Origin of the sequence: Kitasatospora sp. NPDC096128, from assembly GCF_040303105.1 — a bacterium.
Classification (GTDB): Bacteria; Actinomycetota; Actinomycetes; order Streptomycetales; family Streptomycetaceae; genus Kitasatospora.
The window spans coordinates 364,931-380,751 of the sequence record NZ_JBEOSP010000001.1; the positions used below are offsets into that span (position 1 = coordinate 364,931).

Here is a 15,821-nt window from a genome sequence, read left to right on the forward strand (position 1 = left end):
TGACAACTACACCCCCCCCCCCCCCGCCCCCCCCCCCCCCCCCCCCCCCCCCCCCGGCCCCCCCCCCCCCCCGGGGGGGGGCCCCCCCCCCCCCGGGGGGCCCCCCGCGCCCGGCGCGCCGCCGCTCCACCGACCCTCACCCCCATCGCCCGAGGACCGCCCGACATGCGAACCCGTACCCGCCCGCTGCTCGCCCCGCTCGCCCTCGCCGCCGTCGCCGTCCTGCCCGCCGCCGCACCCGCCGCCGCCCACGGCGACACCGTCCACCTGGACGTGGCCGGCCAGCGGAACGGCCGGGTCGACACGGTCGCCACCTGGGAGAACGACCACGACCCGGTCACCGAGGAGTTCGCCGGCACGCTCGCCGCGACCGCCGCCGACGGCCGGACCGTCGGCCCCTGGCGGCTGGTCGCCGTGCCGGGCCGGCCCGGCACCTACACCACCCGGGAGCTGCTGCCCGCCGGGCACTGGAAGGTCGCCGTCGACTGCGCCTTCCCCTCGCTGGGCCATGGCGAGCGCGAACTCGACGTGGAGGCGGCGGCGATCAGCGACCCGGCGCCGGTGGACGCGGCCGCCCAGGCCGCCGCCCCGCCCACCGCCGCCCCGCCCACCGCCGGCCCGGCCTCCGCCGTGCCCACCTCCGTCCCGACCGCCGAAACGCCCACCGCCGGCCCGACCGTGGCGGCCTCCGCCGCCGGGCCCGCGCAGGGGACCACCGACGACGCGACCACCTGGGCCGCCATCGGTACCGCCGGCGCGGCCGTGCTGCTGGTCGGAGCCGGCTTCTGGCTGCGGGGCCGGACCCGCCGCTGACGGAGCGGCGGTCGGCGGCTCGGAGGGTCGGAGGGTCGGTCGGCGGGTCGGCGGGTCGGCGACCAGTGATCCACGACGCGTGGCAAACCGGGAACCGGCCGCACACGATTCACGTCACACCGGTCACCGGGCGTCACGGGACGTCCGGCCGATCGCGAGGGAGCATCCACGCATGAGGAAGGTCCTGATCACCGGCGGCGCCGGCTTCATCGGCAGCACGGTGGCCTCGGTCCTGCTCGACCGGGGCATCACCCCGGTCGTCCTGGACGACCTGTCCAAGGGCCGCGCCGAGTTCGTGGAGAACCGCGTCTTCTACGAGGGCGACATCGCTGACGCCGCCCTGCTGGAGCGGATCTTCACCGAGCACCCGGACATCGACGCCACCGTGCACTGCGCGGCCAGGATCGTCGTCCCGGAGTCGGTCGCCAAGCCGCTGTTCTACTACCGGGAGAACGTAGCCAAGACCGTCGAGCTGCTCGACGCCCTGCAGCGCCACGGCTGCACCCGGGTGGTGTTCAGCAGTTCCGCCTCGATCTACGCGCCCACCCCGGACGGCCGGGTCGACGAGGACTCCGCGGTCGAGGCGAGCAGCCCGTACGCGCGCACCAAGCTGATGATGGAGCAGGTGCTCCAGGACTGGACCCGGGGCGAGGGGGCCGAGCGCCAACGGGTCATCGCGCTGCGGTACTTCAACCCGGTCGGCGCCGACTCGCGGCTGCGCACCGGTCTGCAGAACCTCAACCCCAGCCACGCGCTCGGCAAGCTGATCGAGGCCCACACCGAGGGCACCCCGTTCACCGTCACCGGCGTCGACTGGCCGACCCGGGACGGCTCCGGCATCCGCGACTACGTCCACGTGCAGGACCTCGCGGAGGCCCACGTCGCGGCGCTGCTGCGGTTTGACGAGGTGATCGCCCCCGACGCCGCCGACCGCTACCGGGCGATCAACGTCGGCACGGGCGAGGGCACCACCGTCCGCGAGCTGGTCGCGGCCTTCGAGCAGGCCGTCGGCGGCAAGCTGGACGTCCGCGAGGCCGGTCCGCGCCCGGGCGATGTGATCGGCTGCTACGCCTCCGTGGACAACGCCCGCGAGCTGCTCGGCTGGACGCCGAAGCGCACCCTCGCCGAGGGCGTCTCCGACGCGCTCGCCTGGCGCGCCAAGTGGGCCGCCCGGCTCGGCGTCAGCTGACCCGGCCCGACGGCTACTTCACGGCCTCGCCGGACTTCGCCCAGTTGTCGTGCAGGCGGTCCAGGTAGGACTGCGCCTGCGGGCCGATCTTGACGCCCCGCGCGAAGGCGAGCATGTTGCCCGCCCCGGCGTTGTAGCCGAGGGCGAGCAGCTCGTCCTTGTTCAGCGGGGCGCTCACCTTGGCGGGGAGTTGTCCGGCGAGGTCGTGGAGGTGCCAGGCGGCCGCCTGGACGGCCAGGTCGCGGTCGTCCGGCAGCTCCTCCCAGCGGCGGCCGGCGAACGGGCGGCCGGGCTTGGTGTCGTCGAAGGCGGCCCGGTGCATGTTGGCGATGCCGAAGGAGGCGTCCGGCTTGCCGCGCTGCCAGGCCCGTTCGAAGTCGGGGTCGTGCGGCTTGTACGCCTCGTTGTAGAGGATCGCCATCAGCAGCTGGGGGTTGACCCCGGCCTCGGCGGCGTACCGGCGCACCGGCGACGCGTAGTCGGCGGGCTCGTAGCGGCCGGCGGGCTTCGACGGGGCCCCGCCGGGAGCCGAGGGGGAGGCGACCGAGGAGGCGGCCGAGGACGGTGAGCCGGCGGGCGCCGCCGAGGTGGCCCCGGTCTCGTGGCCGCCGCTGCGGACGATCCCCCACCCGGCCGCCGCCAGGACGGCGATCACGATCCAGCGCCCCCAGCGCGGCCCCTTCTGCTCCTCGCCCACCGCTGCCGACCCCTCCCCGTTCGCCCGTCAACCAGTTCGACCGTCGTACGGTCGGCCGTGCCCCGCGGGGGGCCCGGCCGGCCCTATTCGGCGGGCTTCCCGGCTTCGTCGAGGTTGCGCAGGAAGTCCTTCGCCTTCTCGACACCGGTGTCGATCTGCCCGCTGTACTTGCCGTCCGTGCGGTCGTCGATCACGTCGCCGACCTTCTCCAGGCCCTGCCCGAGCACGTCGCTGTGCTCGCGGGCGAGGTCGGTGGCCTTGTCCGCGATGTTCTTAAGACTTTCAAACATGGTGACGCTCTACTCCTCTTATGCGTTCCTGTTGGTGTGCCGACGTGGCGGGGATCATGGTCATCCTAACGAGGGCCTGCCTTGCGGTCCGCCGCTGCCGAACGGCGGCGGGTGACTTTGCTGAAATGGGTTTGTATGCTCCACATCAGCCTCTACAGGCCTGTAGACGGTGGGTGTTGCCGCAGGACGAATGGCGTCCCGGTACGAGGGGTGGCGTGGTCGCGTCGCCGCAGCCGAAACGATCGAGGGAAGTGCGCATGGCCGGCCAGCGGGCGAGAACGCCGTACCAGGACGCGGGGCCTCGCACCGAGGACGCCGCCGTGCCCGCCCAGCGCTCGCGCGCGGCCGGCGGCGAGTCCGACGCGCCGCGGGAGGCCCGCGCCCAGCGTGCCGGTGCCTCGCGCCGCCGCCAGCAGGCCCGTCGGCGCGGCGGACTGGTCGCGGCGCTCGCCGCGGTCGGGCTGCCGCTGCTCGGCGGGATCGCCGACGAACTGGGCGGCCCCGGCGTCGGCATCTTCTTCGCGGTCGGCGCGGTGCTCGGCACCGGCATCGCGGCGGTGCTGTGCAGCCGGTCCGGGCGCTGGTGGGTGGTGACCGCCGCCCCCGTGGTGGTGCTGCTCACGGCCTCGGGCGTCGAGTACGCGGCCAACCCCGACAAGTACCAGGGCAAGGGCCTGGGCACCGGCGCGGTGCGCTGGGTGGTCGGGGCGTTCCCGGTGATGGCGGAGGCGCTGGCCGTCGCGCTGCTGGTGATCGTGGTGCGGGCGGTGCTGGACCGCCGCAGGCCCCCCAGGGCCGGAGCCCCGAGCGGAAGGGGCCGCCGTGGCTGAGCGCACCCAGCGCCCGCGCGGCCGGGCCCCGCGCCGCGCGCCCGCCCCGCGTCGGGGCCCGGCCCCGCTGACCGTGGCCGGCCGCACCCTGGCCTGCGCCGTCTCGGTCGCCGTGCTCGGCGCCAGCGGCTTCACCTGGTACGAGTACCGCAGCCTGGACGACGGCATGATCAAGTCCGGCGCGCTGAACGAGGCGAAGAAGAATGCCCCGCCGCACCTGGACAAGTCCGTCAACCTGCTGCTGATCGGCCTGGACAGCCGCAAGGACATGGACGGCAACGACCTGCCCAAGCAGTTCGTCGAGGACGAACTCCACGCCGGCTCCAGCGAGATCGGCGGCTACAACACCAACGCCCTGATCGTGCTGCACATCCCGGCCAACGGCGGGAAGGTCACCGCGCTGTCGGTCCCGCGCGACGACTACGTGCAGACCGTCGGTGCCGACGGCAAGATGCACAAGATCAAGGAGGCCTACGGCATCGCCAAGGAGGCCGCCGAGTCGAAGCTCGCCGGCAAGGGCCTGTCCAAGGCGGAGCTGGAGCGACAGAGCCGGGAGGCGGGCCGCTCGGCCACCATCCAGACCGTGCAGAGCTTCCTGGACGTCCCGATCGACCACTTCGCCGAGGTCAACCTGATCGGCTTCTACGACATCGCCAAGGCGGTCGAACCGATCCAGGTCTGCCTCAACCACCCGGTCGACGATCCGATCATCGCCCGGACCGCCGCGCACGAGGGCGGCGGCACCGGCCTCAAACTGCCCGCCGGGATCAGCTCGCTCGACGCGGCCCAGGCGCTGTCCTTCGTCCGCCAGCGCCACCACCTCACCAACGGCGACCTCGACCGCACCCACCGGCAGCAGGCGTTCATCTCCTCGGTCGAGTACAAGCTCAAGCAGCAGGGCATCCTCAACGACTTCGGACAGATGCAGAAGCTGTTCGGGGTGGTGAAGAAGGACGTCGTGATCGACAACGAGTGGAACATCCTCGACTTCGCCCAGCAGGCGCCCAACCTCACCGGCGGCAACGTCGAGTTCAACACCCTGCCCATCGCCGGGTTCAAGACCATCGGCGGGCAGGAGGTCAACACCGTCAACCCGGACCTGATCAAGAAGATCGTCCGCCAGCTGTTCAACCGCGAGCAGGCGCCCGCCGCCCCGGCCGCCGCACCCGGCGACGCCCCGGGCGAGTCGGCCCCGCCCGCGCCCGCGCCCTCGCCCAGCGCCGCGCCCAAGTCGGTGGTCGACGTCAACGCGGCCGCCGGCGCGGGCGCCGCCGCCACCGAGTCCAAGGCCCTGGTCGACCTCGGCTACCAGGCCGGCCGGATCGCCGACGCCCCCGCGCGGACCCGCACCACCACCGTGGCCTACGGCACCGGTGCCAAGGCCGACGCCCAGGCGGTCGCCGCCCGCTACGGCGTCACCGCCGTACCGTCCCCGGCCGTCCCGGCGGGCCACGTCCTGGTCACCCTCGCCGCCGCCACCCGGACCGCGACCCCCGGCCCGTCCGCGCCCTCCTCGGGCGCCCCGGCCCCGGCGGACGGCTCCGCCGACCCGGCCGCCGGGCTGCCGATGCAGGGGCCGGCGGTCAAGGCCGGCGGGATCCCCTGCGTCGACTGACCCGCGGTACGAGCGTCCGGCGGGGCCGCCCGCCGGACGCGCCCGGGTGTCGGGCCGGGTCGTGCCTCGGGCCGGGTCGTGGCTTGGGCCGGGTCTCCGCGCATCATGGCCCGGGTGCGGGCGTCACGGCGGTCATGGGCGCGGAGCCTTCTCGCCGTGGACGGCGGTGTACTCGACGGCCGGCCAGGGGGCGAGGCCGTCGATCAGGACGGTCAGGGTGGCGCGGTCGCTCGTCGGGGTGCGGGCGACGGCCGCGGCCACGATGTACCCGTCCTCGTCCAGCCCCTGAATGTCCATGGGGCGAACCCTGTCGTACCGTCACGTGGTTGACCAGCGGATTTCCGGGGCCCGGGCGAATTGTCAGTGGAGCGTGCCAGCATCCATTGCATACGAACACGAGGGGAATTCTCATGGGCACCTGGGACATCGGCCATTTCGACAACGACACCGCGGCGGATTTCGCCGGTCGCCTCGACGCCGCAGCGCCGGGCGAGCGCGCGGGCCTCGTCCGGGCGGCGCTGGAGCGCGCCGCCCGGAGCCCGGAGTACCTGGACGACGACGAGGGCGCGCAGGCCGTCGCGGCGGCGGCGCTGGTGGCCGCCCAGTGCCCGGGTGGAGCGGCGGTGACGACGGCCTACGGTCCCAAGGAGCCGATCGGCCCGCTGCCCGTCGAGCTGCGCCCGCTCGCGGTCGGGGCGCTCGACCGGGTGGTGGCGGAGGAGTCGGAGCTGCTCGCGCTGTGGGGCGAGGCGGGGGCCATCGGGCCGTGGCGGGAGCTGATACGTGCCCTGCGGGGGATCCTGGCGCCGGCGGAGCCGACGGCGGACGTTCCGCCGCCCGGCGTGTGACGTCGGCTCAACCGCGCTGCGCCGTCAGCCAGTAGGCGAGCGCGGCGAGGCTGGTGGCGGCCCCGAGCAGGCAGACGGCGCTCCAGCCGCCGCGGTCGTACACCAGGGTGGAGGCGATCGCGCCCGCTCCGCAGCCGACGGAGTAGAGCAGCATGTAGCCCGCGGTCAGCCGGCTCCGGGCCTCGGGGCGGACTTGGTAGAGGAGGTGCTGGTTGACCACGTGCACGGACTGGAGGCCGTAGTCGATCACGACCACGGCGAGCACCAGCCACCACACCGAGTGCGGCAGCAGCGCGGCCGGGAGCCAGGCGGCGAGCATGGCCGCCAGGCCGAGGCCGGCGGTGCGTTCGGCCCGGCCGCGGTCGGCCTGACGGCCCGCGTGCCCGGCGCCGAGGGCCCCGGCGGCTCCGGCCAGCCCGAACAGGCCGATCTGGGTGTGGCTGAGCTCGAAGGGCGGGGCGGCGAGCGGCAGGACCATCGGGGTGAGCAGGACGGTGACGGAGGTGAAGGTGAGCAGGGCGAGCACGGCGCGCACGCGCAGCACGCGCTCCTCGGCGAAGAGCGTGAACACCGAGCCGACCAGGCGCGGGTAGCCGATCCGCCCGGTCGGGCGGCGGTGCTCGGGCGGGAGGGCGGCGGCGACGGCGAAGGCCATCGCGCCGGTCGCGACGGCGGAGGCGAGGTAGACGGCGCGCCAGCCGGCCAGGTCGCCGATCGTCCCGGCGACGGTGCGGGCGAGCAGGATGCCGACCACGATCCCGCTGGTGACGGTGCCGACCACCCGGCCCTGGTCGCCCGGTGCGGCGAGCGAGGCGGAGTGGGCGACGACGACCTGGGCGACGACCGCCAGTACCCCGACCGCGGCCATCGCGGCCAGCAGCAGGGGAGCGGAGGGAGCGACGGCGACGGCGAGCAGGGCGAGCACGGAGAGCCCGAGTTGGGCGGTGGTCAGGGCGCGGCGGTCGAGGTGGTCGCCGAGCGGGACGATCAGCAGCAGGCCGAGCGCGTAGCCGGTCTGGGTGAGGGTGCCGACCAGGCCGATGGCGGCCGGGTCGATGCCGTAGTCCCGGGCGATCAGGTCGAGCAGCGGCTGGGAGTAGTAGACGTTGGCGACGGCCAGGCCGCAGGTGACGGAGAGCAGCCAGGCGACGGCCGGTGACAGGCGGCGCGGTGGCCTCGTCGGGCGTGCGCGTTCGCCGGCGGGCGGGCTGACGGGCGGGCCGGTGGGAGCAGGGGAGGTCATGGGCGGGAACCCCTCGAAGGGCAGCGGCGGTTTCAAAGTGCTACTGCCCCACCCTGGCATATCCTGGTTTTAATAAGCAACCATCAGCCCGGCGGTACGCTGGGCGCCGACCGGCTGAGAGGTGGGAGAAGTGCCGAAGCGCACCACGCACGAGGACTCGACCTGCCCGGTCGCCCGCCCGCTCGACGTGGTCGGCGACGGTTGGACGCTGCTGATCGTCCGGGACGCCTTCGACGGGCTGCGCCGCTTCGGGCAGTTCCAGAAGAACCTGGGGCTGGCCAAGAACATCCTGTCGGCGCGGCTCACCAAACTGGTCGCCAGCGGCGTGTTCGAACTCGCCCCGGCCGCCGACGGCAGTCCCTACCAGGAGTACCTGCTCACCGAGAAGGGCCGCGCCCTGTTCCCGGTGATCACCGCCCTGCGGCAGTGGGGCGACCAGTGGTTCTTCGCCGAGGGCGAGCCCCGGGCCCGGTTGGTCGACCGCGCCTCGGGCGCCCCGGTCGCCCCGGTGGAGGTGCGTTCGGCGGACGGGCGACTGCTCGGCCCGGACGACGCGAAGGTGCTGCTGCCCTGACAGCGCGCCGCCGCCACCGGCCGACGGACGGACGGTGGCGGCGGGGATCAGGTCCGGGCATGCGCCCGGGCCGGCGGCAGGGTCAGGGCGTGGTCGCGCTCGGGCAGGGCGGCAGGGTCGACGGCGCCGTGCTGGCGCAGGTCGCCACCGGAGTCCTGGGCGCGGTGCCGGTCGCGGTCGTGGTGCCGGTGCTCGTGGTGCCCGTGCCGGTGGCGCCCGCACCGCCCGTCGTGCCCCCGGTCGTGGTCGAGGTCGTCCCCGCGGCCGTTCCGGTGGGGCTCTTGGTGGTCCCGGTCCCGGAGGACGGCCCGGAGGTGCCCGTCGTCGAGGACGTGCCCGACGGGGTGCCCGAGGAGGCGGCCGAGGTGGCTCCCGAGGAGGTCGCGCCCGAGGAGGTCGCGCCCGAGGACGTCGCCCCGGAGGAGGTCGCGCCCGAGGACGTGGCTCCCGAGGACGTGGCTCCCGAGGACGTCGCCCCGGAGGAGGTCGCCCCGGAGGTCGTCGCCGAACTCGACCCGGACGACGGGCCGGAGGCCGTCGCCGTCGGCTTGGGCGGCATCCACGGCGCCGGCGGCGGGATGCCCGGAGGCATCGGGCCCTTCGGCGGTTCGACGTGCTTGTCGACCACCTCGATCCGCCCGGTCAGCCGGGAGAACCAGTCGCCCGTCTCGATGTTCACCAGGATGATCTCGGTCACCGGCTGCGGCGCCGGCGTCACCACGATCAGGGTGGTCGGCTCGAAGCCCGCCCACACCTTCCCGGTGTACTTGGCGTTGCTCACCAGCACCGCCGGCTTCAGCGGGTTGCCGCAGGCGCAGCGCACCCGGGGCACACCCTGGGCGTCCACCAGGACGGCGGTGCCCGCCTGCAGTACGGACTGGTACTCCACCACGGCGCCGCTCTTGTAGCCGTGGTTGGTGATCCGGGTGTCCACCCGCAGGTACGCCGAGGTCAGCGAGCGCAGGTAGGAGGGGATCGCCGACTGGTCGATGCCCGCCGCCGAGGCCCAGGCCCGTCCGGCGTCGCCGCTGGACACCATGCCGATCAGCCGCTCGGTGTCGCAGCTGGGCTTGCCCATCGTCCCGCCGTACAGCCCGGCCGAGGTGCCCTTCACGCTGTGCAGGGCGGCGGGCGAGCCGCTCTTGGAGGCGCCGCCCGGCTGGGCGGCGCCGCTGGTGGGGGCGGGGGCCGGGGCACTCACGGTCCGGGTTTCCACCGATGGGGTGAACGGGGCCGGCCCGGAGTCGGCCGGAGCCTGTAGGGCGACCTCGTTGGCGGTCGGGACGGCCTCCTTCGTGCCGCCGTGGTTGGTGACGACCAGCACGGTCGCCACCACGGCCGCGACCAGCACGCCCGCCGCCACCCCCAGGCCCTTGCCGGAGCGCCACCACGGCCTCCGCGGGCCGCGCCCGCTGCCCGCGGACGAGCCCGAGGTCGGCGGCACGGACGGCGGTCCGCCCGTGCCGCCGCCCGACGGGGGGCCGGCCAACGGGCCGGACGGAGGCCCGGAGGGCGGGCCCGGGGGCGGCTCGCTCGGCGGACCGGAGGGGGGCGGTTGGGAACTCATCGAGGCTCCGTTTCGCAGGCAGCCGGCGCGTACGGCCGGCACGGGAAGCTCCTGCCACTGGGTTCCATTTCTCCCCCGGTGCCCCGTTCGCCGCAACAGCAGGTACCCCCGCCGTCGCCGAGCGTGCCCCGCGGCGGTCGGTCACCCTGGGAACGGACCGGGCCGGAACGGACCAGGCCCGTTCGAGCAGAGGGAGGCGGCATGCAGCAGCCCACCACCGGGGCCGGCGGCCCGCCCGGGGCCGTCCGCGGCTGGCTGGACGCGCTCGCCGTGGTGCTGGCCGGGCTCGCCGCGATGGCGGCGGTGGCTGCGCTGGGCCTCTGGCTGGCCGGCGCCGCCGACCTCCCGGAGGGCGGCTTCCCGCCGGTGCTCGCCGCGACGCTGGCGCTGGCCGTCGGCGGATCGGTCCAACTCGACGGCGGTGCGGGCCAGTTCGCCGCCGTGGACGCCGGGATCAGCGCGATGCCGCTGAGCGTCTCGCTGGTCGGCGCGGTGGTGATCGCCGAGGTGTTCCTGCGTCAACTGCGCTTCCGTGCCGTCGCCGGAGGCGGTGAGCTGTTGGGCCGGATCGCCCGGACGGTGGTGCTCTGGCTGATCGCCCTGGTGGTGATCACCGTCACCGCCGAGCACACCTTCGTGATCCCGCTCGGCGGCGGCCTGGCGGAGACCATCGGCGGTGCGCTCGGGCTCACCCCGGAGGTCGGCTTCCACGCGGACGGCCCCACCACCATCGGCATCGGGCTGGCCTGGCTGCTGCTGGTGCTCGCCGCGGTCTTCGCGGTGTCCCGCCGGGCGCCGCTGCCGGGCGGCCTGCTGCGGTACCAACTCGCCGTCCGCCCGGCCGCGTTCGCGCTCTGGACGGTGCTGCTCGGATACGTGGCGATCGGCGCGGTGGCCGGGCTCGTCACCGCGATCGTGCACGGCAACGCCCGCTCCACCATGGCCGTGCTGCTGCTCGCCCTGCCCGACCTGGTCTGGCTCGCCTTCGGCCTCGGTCTCGGCGCGGTCTGGCACGGCCGACTGGTCGGCGCGCTCGGCCTGCCCGTCCCCGAACCGCTCAGCGCGGTGCTGCGCGCCCCCGGCGGCAAGGAGGCGACCATCGACCTCGGCACCCTGGCCGACCACGACGCGCGCAGCTGGTGGCTGCTCCCGGTGGCCGCCGTGCTGCTGACCGCCGCCGCCTTCCTCGCCGCCCGCCGCTCCCCGCGCCGCGTCCGGCTCTGGCAGCACGCCGTCCGCTTCGCGCTGGCCACCGCCGTCACCGTGCTGCTGGTGGGCCTGTGGACCCGGATGGACGCCGACTACGGGCTCTCCGTGCTGGGCGTCGGCCTCGGCCAGGGCGGGCTGGGGGACCTCCTCGGCTCGCTGCTCGGCGGCGACAACCCGCTGGCGGCGCTGGGCAGCGGCAGCCTGACGCTGCGCCCGGAGCTGTGGACGGCGGTGCCGCTGGCGGCCGGCTGGGGGCTGCTGACCGGGCTGGTCGGGGCGCTGCTGGCGGCGCGGGTGCGGCGCCGCGGGGAGGTCACCGAGGAGACCGCCGACGGCTGAGCCCGGCGCCCGGCCGTCCCAGGGACCGCGGTCGGCCGCCTCAGAGCCCGGCGCCCAGCCGTCCCAGGGACCGCGGCCGCCCCGGGCTCAGAGCAGTTCGGCGAGCAGGATGGCCGCCGCCGGGAGCGCCTGGCCGAGCGCGCCGCGCCACAGCTTCGGCTCCGAGACGAACAGGGTGAGCCCGCCGGCCACCATGAAGGCCCCGATGTAGAGGATCACCGGCCGTCCCGACCCGGCGTGCCCGGTGTGCAGCAGGACCAGCCCGGCGACCAGGCCGAGGGCCAGGAACAGGTTGTAGAAGCCGACGTTGAACCGCCACAGCCGGACCTCCGGGGCGTCCGCCGTGCTGCCGGTGAGCAGGTAGCGCACCCGTGGGTGCCCGTACAGGTAGCTCTCCAGCGGCCACACCACGAGGTGGATCGCGGCGGCGAGCATGGCGAAGACCTGGCTCACGGCGTTCATGGTCGACGGTTCTCCCTAACGGCTCCCGGACGGCGGGTGGACGACCGGGCCGGCCCAGGCGGGCGGGTCCGGCACCGGGCCGGGAGCGGGGGCCCGGGCGACCGCCGGGACGACCTGGGTGGGCGGGCCGTCGCCGGTCCACGGCGCGGGGCCGGTCGCCGCGCGCAGCTCGGCGACGAACTGCAGACAGCTGTCGTACCGCTCCCCGGGCGCCTTGGCGAGTGCCCGGGCCAGCACGGCGTCCACCGACTCGGGGAGGTCCGGGCGGTGCCTGCGCAGGTCGGGCGGCGGGTCGTTGAGGTGGGCCCAGAGCAGCGCGAGGTCGCTCTCCCGGCGGAACGGCGGGCTGCCGGCGAGCATCTCGAAGACCACGCAGCCGAGGGCGTACTGGTCGCAGCGCCCGTCCAGGGGCCGGCCGGAGATCTGCTCCGGTGCGGCGTAGTCGAGCGTGCCGACGATCTGGCCGACGCTGGTCAGCCCGCTGAGCGAGAGGGACTTCTTGGTGAGCCCGAAGTCCGCCAGGTAGAGGTGCTCGGGGTGCTCGTCGTCCGTACCGGCGGCGACCAGGACGTTGCCCGGCTTGACGTCCCGGTGCACCAGCTCGTGGTCGTGGGCGGCGTCCAGGGCGGAGGCGATCTGCAGGGCCAGCCGGGTGGCGCGCTCGATCGGCAGCGGGGCGTCCCGGCTGATCAGGGCGCGCAGGTCGCCGCCCTCGACGTAGCGCATCGCCAGGTAGAGGATGCCCTCGTGCTCGCCGGCCTCGAACACCGGGACGATGTGCGGGTGGTCGATCCCGGCGGCGGCCTCGGACTCGTGCATGAAGCGCTTCCGGAACACCTCGTTGCGGGCCAGCTCGGGGGCCAGCAGCTTGACCGCGACGGTCCGGCCGAGCCGCAGGTCCTTGGCCCGGTAGACCACGGCCATCCCGCCGCGCCCGATCTCGTGCTCCAGCCGGTAGCCGGCCACCTTCCGCCCCACCAGGCCGGCGGGCAGGCTGGCGGCCGGGGGCGGCTCGGCGGGGATCACGGCTCACCCGTCCGGGTGGGCGCGTACGGGCCCTGCGCCTGCGGGTCGGGCCCCGGCACGGCACCGGGCACGGCACCCGGCGCGACGGCGGGCGCGGTGCCGGGCGAGATCGCGGGCCCGGCGGACGGCCGCCGGTCGGTGGCCGCGTAGGTCTGCAGCTGCAGCCCGTCGCAGAAGCACCAGCGGTCGTGCACCGGGTCGAACACCCAGAGCGCCTCGCCGTCCGCCACCAGGCCGATCCGCAGGCCCCGGGTCCGCTCCCGGAAGGCCTCCAGGTCCAGGGTGCCCGCGGCGAGGTCCTCCAGCAGGGCGCGGTGCCGGGCGAGGGCCGCCTCGGCCTCGGCGAGGGCGGGGCGTGGGTCGGCGGTGCGGGCGGGCGGTCCGCCCGCGGCGGGCGGCGGGTGGGGGAGTGCGATCAGCAGGCGGCCGTCCACCCAGGCGGTCCAGCCGTTGGAGCAGAGCACCTGCGCCCAGTCGCCCTGCCGGGCGATCAGCCGGACCGGGAGCAGCGGGTCGAGCCGGGCGGACGGCCGTGCCGGGTCCGGCGCCGTCCAGGTCGCCAGGCCGTCCGGCGGGGCGACGTGGGTGGGGCGGAACGCGAACTCGTCCATGGGCGGGCACATTCCCTCCGCCGCGCCGGCCGGTGCCGGGGGCAGGGGCCGCGTGCGGCACTCGCACCGCAGTTCGCCTCCCACTCTACCGGCGGGCGCGGGGGCGGCTACTTGCGCATGACGGACGGCTCGTGCCGGCGCAGCAGGGCGAGCACCGCCAGCCCGTACGCCACCGAGAGGGCGGCCAGCGCGGCCATGCTGACCAGCCACCCGGTGCGCTCGGGGCGGAACATCGGGTCCGCGGTGATCGGGGTCGGCACGGTGAGCCGGTTCAGGTCCACGGTGCGGGCCATCGCGGACAGGCCCCACCGGGACGGGACCAGCCAGGCGAACTGCTCCAGTCCGGGCACGCCGTGCAGCCGGAGCATCAGGCCGCTGAACACGACCTGGACGATCGCGAGGAGCACCAGCAGCGGCATCGTGGTCTCCTCCTTGCCGACGAGGGCGGAGACCACCAGGCCGAGCACCATCGAGGTGAACGCGAGCAGCGCGACCTCGACGATCAGCTCAGGCAGCTGGGGCATCAGCACGCCGGTGGTCACCGGCGGCGGGGCGTTCGGCCGCGGCTGGGCGGTGAGGGATACCCCGGCCAGGCCGACCACGGTCAGAACCGCGGCCTGGGCCACCGTGACCGCGCCGAGCACCACCACCTTCGACACCAGGTACGCCGACCTGGACAGCCCGACCACCCGCTCCCGCCGGTAGATCGCGCGCTCCTTGACCAGCTCGCGCACCGCGTTGGCCGAGCCGGTGAGCACCCCGCCGAGGCAGAGCGTGAGCAGGCAGTTGATGGCGTTCTCGTCGGTGAGCCGGGTGCCGGCCATCGCCCGGCACATCAGGCCGATGACGAACGGCAGCACGATCATCACGGTGAGGAACAGCCGGTCGGCGGCGAGCACCGCGGCGTAGCGGCGCACCAGGGTGCCCAGTTGGGAGGCCCAGCGCTGCGGCTTCTCCCGGCCGACGGCCGGGGCGGCCGACTCCGGCCGGGGCAGCGCGGGCAGTGGGTGCGCCGCCTCGGCCGCCACGTACCGCTGGTACTGCGGCGAGGCGCGGAAGCGGTCCCGGCAGCGCCCCTCGGTGTCGTTCTCGAAGGCCTCGAAGGCCTCCGGCCACTCCTGCTCCCCGAAGTAGGCCAGCGCCTCGGTCGGCGGCCCGTAGTAGGCGGTCCGGCCGCCGGGCGCGAGCACCAGCAGGCGGTCGCACACATTGAGGCTCAGCACGCTGTGCGTCACCACGACCACCGTGCGGCCGTCGTCGGCCAGGCCGCGCAGCAGGTGCATCACCGAGCGCTCCATGCCCGGGTCCAGGCCGGAGGTCGGCTCGTCGAGGAAGAGCAGCGAGGGCTTGGTGAGCAGCTCCAGGGCGATGCTGACCCGCTTGCGCTGGCCGCCGGAGAGGCTGGCGATCACCTGCCGCTCGCGCGCCTCCAGGCCCAGTTCGCCGATCACCTCGGAGACCCTGGCCTCCCGTTCCTCCTCCTCGGTGTCCCCGGGGAAGCGCAGTTCGGCGGCGTAGGACAGGGCGCGGCGGACGGTCAACTGGGTGTGCAGGATGTCGTCCTGGGGGACGAGGCCGATCCGGCGGCGCAACTCGGCGTAGTCGCGGTAGAGGTCGCGTCCGTCGTACAGCACGGTGCCCTCGTCGGCGGGGCGCAGCCCGGTGAGCGCGTTGAGCAGGGTGGACTTGCCGGCCCCGCTGGGGCCGGCCACCGCGAGGAGCGCCTTCTCGGCGAGCGGGAAGCCGACGTCGTCCAGCAGCACCCGGTGGTCCGGGCCGACCCGGACGACCAGGTGCTGGACGTCCAGGGAGACTTCACCGGTGTCGGTGTACTCGACGAGCCGGCCGTCGGCCAGGCAGAGCGCGGAGTGGCCGATGCCGACGAGGTCGGCCGGGCCGACCGGGGCGCGGCGGACCGGGCGGCCGTTGAGGTAGGTGCCGTTGTGGCTGTCCAGGTCGACGATCTCGTGCCCGCCGCCGGGCAGTTCGCGCAGTTCGGCGTGGTGCCGGGAGACCACCAGGTCGTCCAGGACCAGGTCGTTGTCGGGCGCCCGGCCGATCCGCAGGGTCCGGCCGGGCAGCTCCAGGACGGCGCTCGGGCTGCGGAAGGTGCCGGAGCTGCGCGGGGCGAGCAGCACGGTGCGCTCGCCGGGGGCGGGGCCGGGCAGGCCGGCGAAGGTCGCGGACGGGCCGGTGGCCGGATCGCCGAAGCGCAGCCGGGTACCGGGGCCGACGTCCTCGTGGTCGATCCGGCGGCCCTGGTCGAAGGTGCCGTTGGTGCTGCCGACGTCCTCCAGCAGCCAATGGTCGGCGGCGGCGCGCAGCACCGCGTGGTGCCAGGAGACCCGGGGGTCGTCCAGCACGATCTCGCTGGTCGGGTCCCGGCCCAGGTGGTAGGCCCGGGTCGGGTCGATCAGCCGGGATTCGCGGTCGGTGACCAGGACGAGGGGCGGCGCGGTGGGCGCGCCGGGGCGCTGTCCCATGCTCGGCATTCTATCGTCGGCGTCC

16 protein-coding genes are annotated in these 15,821 nt (G+C 75.1%); 7 read left to right on the forward strand and 9 right to left on the reverse strand.

The genetic code is table 11. From position 1 onward, the window contains the following. Window positions 1–165: 165 nt before the first annotated feature. Window positions 166–813: a hypothetical protein gene (locus tag ABTY61_RS01575; protein WP_350502853.1), complete on the forward strand. Its 648-nt coding sequence runs from the start codon at window positions 166–168 to the stop codon at window positions 811–813. A 172-nt stretch (window positions 814–985) separates the two neighbouring features. Further along, the gene (gene galE, locus ABTY61_RS01580; RefSeq protein WP_350502854.1) at window positions 986–2,002 is read left to right on the forward strand and encodes a UDP-glucose 4-epimerase GalE; all 1,017 of its coding nucleotides are present in this window, start codon (window positions 986–988) and stop codon (window positions 2,000–2,002) included. Window positions 2,003–2,015: 13 nt separating this feature from the next. Here the strand turns inward: galE and ABTY61_RS01585 are convergent, their stop codons facing one another. Together ABTY61_RS01585 and ABTY61_RS01590 are read right to left on the reverse strand one after the other, a co-directional pair. Continuing rightward, a complete protein-coding gene (locus ABTY61_RS01585) occupies window positions 2,016–2,699 on the reverse strand; it encodes a lytic transglycosylase domain-containing protein (protein WP_502895183.1) in 684 nt (227 codons plus the stop codon). A gap of 83 nt (window positions 2,700–2,782) precedes the next feature. Beyond that, a complete protein-coding gene (locus tag ABTY61_RS01590; protein WP_350502855.1) occupies window positions 2,783–2,989 on the reverse strand; it encodes an antitoxin in 207 nt (68 codons plus the stop codon). Window positions 2,990–3,246: 257 nt separating this feature from the next. Between ABTY61_RS01590 and ABTY61_RS01595 the strand changes: the two genes are divergently transcribed. Both ABTY61_RS01595 and ABTY61_RS01600 read left to right on the forward strand, forming a co-directional pair. Further along, a complete protein-coding gene (locus ABTY61_RS01595) occupies window positions 3,247–3,819 on the forward strand; it encodes a DUF6542 domain-containing protein (RefSeq protein ID WP_350502856.1) in 573 nt (190 codons plus the stop codon). Beyond that, window positions 3,812–5,434 carry an LCP family protein gene (locus tag ABTY61_RS01600; protein WP_350502857.1) on the forward strand — a complete coding sequence of 541 codons (1,623 nt, stop codon included), beginning with the start codon at window positions 3,812–3,814 and terminating at the stop codon, window positions 5,432–5,434. The genes ABTY61_RS01595 and ABTY61_RS01600 overlap by 8 nt, the downstream gene beginning before the upstream one ends. Before the next feature lie 132 nt (window positions 5,435–5,566). Here the strand turns inward: ABTY61_RS01600 and ABTY61_RS01605 are convergent, their stop codons facing one another. Further along, a complete protein-coding gene (locus tag ABTY61_RS01605) occupies window positions 5,567–5,731 on the reverse strand; it encodes a hypothetical protein (protein ID WP_350502858.1) in 165 nt (54 codons plus the stop codon). Window positions 5,732–5,844: 113 nt separating this feature from the next. Here ABTY61_RS01605 and ABTY61_RS01610 point away from each other — a divergent pair, with 113 nt between their 5' ends. Further along, window positions 5,845–6,282 carry a DUF4259 domain-containing protein gene (locus ABTY61_RS01610; protein WP_350502859.1) on the forward strand — a complete coding sequence of 146 codons (438 nt, stop codon included), beginning with the start codon at window positions 5,845–5,847 and terminating at the stop codon, window positions 6,280–6,282. A gap of 7 nt (window positions 6,283–6,289) precedes the next feature. Here the strand turns inward: ABTY61_RS01610 and ABTY61_RS01615 are convergent, their stop codons facing one another. Further along, window positions 6,290–7,525, reverse strand: coding sequence for an MFS transporter (locus ABTY61_RS01615; protein ID WP_350502860.1), 1,236 nt, complete (start codon window positions 7,523–7,525; stop codon window positions 6,290–6,292). A 130-nt stretch (window positions 7,526–7,655) separates the two neighbouring features. On the opposite strand from ABTY61_RS01615, the gene ABTY61_RS01620 reads away from it, so the two are divergent. Then, window positions 7,656–8,099: a winged helix-turn-helix transcriptional regulator gene (locus ABTY61_RS01620; protein WP_350502861.1), complete on the forward strand. Its 444-nt coding sequence runs from the start codon at window positions 7,656–7,658 to the stop codon at window positions 8,097–8,099. A gap of 82 nt (window positions 8,100–8,181) precedes the next feature. On the opposite strand, the gene ABTY61_RS01625 is transcribed toward ABTY61_RS01620, so the two are convergent. Beyond that, window positions 8,182–9,543: a DUF6777 domain-containing protein gene (locus ABTY61_RS01625; protein WP_350502862.1), complete on the reverse strand. Its 1,362-nt coding sequence runs from the start codon at window positions 9,541–9,543 to the stop codon at window positions 8,182–8,184. A 324-nt stretch (window positions 9,544–9,867) separates the two neighbouring features. Between ABTY61_RS01625 and ABTY61_RS01630 the strand changes: the two genes are divergently transcribed. After that, on the forward strand, window positions 9,868–11,214 hold the full coding sequence (locus ABTY61_RS01630; protein WP_350502863.1) for a streptophobe family protein: 1,347 nt from the start codon (window positions 9,868–9,870) through the stop codon (window positions 11,212–11,214). An 87-nt stretch (window positions 11,215–11,301) separates the two neighbouring features. On the opposite strand, the gene ABTY61_RS01635 is transcribed toward ABTY61_RS01630, so the two are convergent. The 4 genes from ABTY61_RS01635 to ABTY61_RS01650 form a co-directional block, all read right to left on the reverse strand. Then, entirely contained in the window at window positions 11,302–11,676 is a 375-nt protein-coding gene (locus ABTY61_RS01635) for a DUF1304 family protein (RefSeq protein WP_350502864.1), read from the reverse strand. A 15-nt stretch (window positions 11,677–11,691) separates the two neighbouring features. Beyond that, entirely contained in the window at window positions 11,692–12,702 is a 1,011-nt protein-coding gene (locus ABTY61_RS01640; RefSeq protein WP_350502865.1) for a serine/threonine-protein kinase, read from the reverse strand. Next, entirely contained in the window at window positions 12,699–13,313 is a 615-nt protein-coding gene (locus ABTY61_RS01645) for an SH3 domain-containing protein (protein WP_350502866.1), read from the reverse strand. The genes ABTY61_RS01640 and ABTY61_RS01645 overlap by 4 nt, the downstream gene beginning before the upstream one ends. A 107-nt stretch (window positions 13,314–13,420) precedes the next feature. Then, entirely contained in the window at window positions 13,421–15,796 is a 2,376-nt protein-coding gene (locus tag ABTY61_RS01650; RefSeq protein ID WP_350502867.1) for an ABC transporter ATP-binding protein/permease, read from the reverse strand. Window positions 15,797–15,821 lie beyond the last annotated feature (25 nt).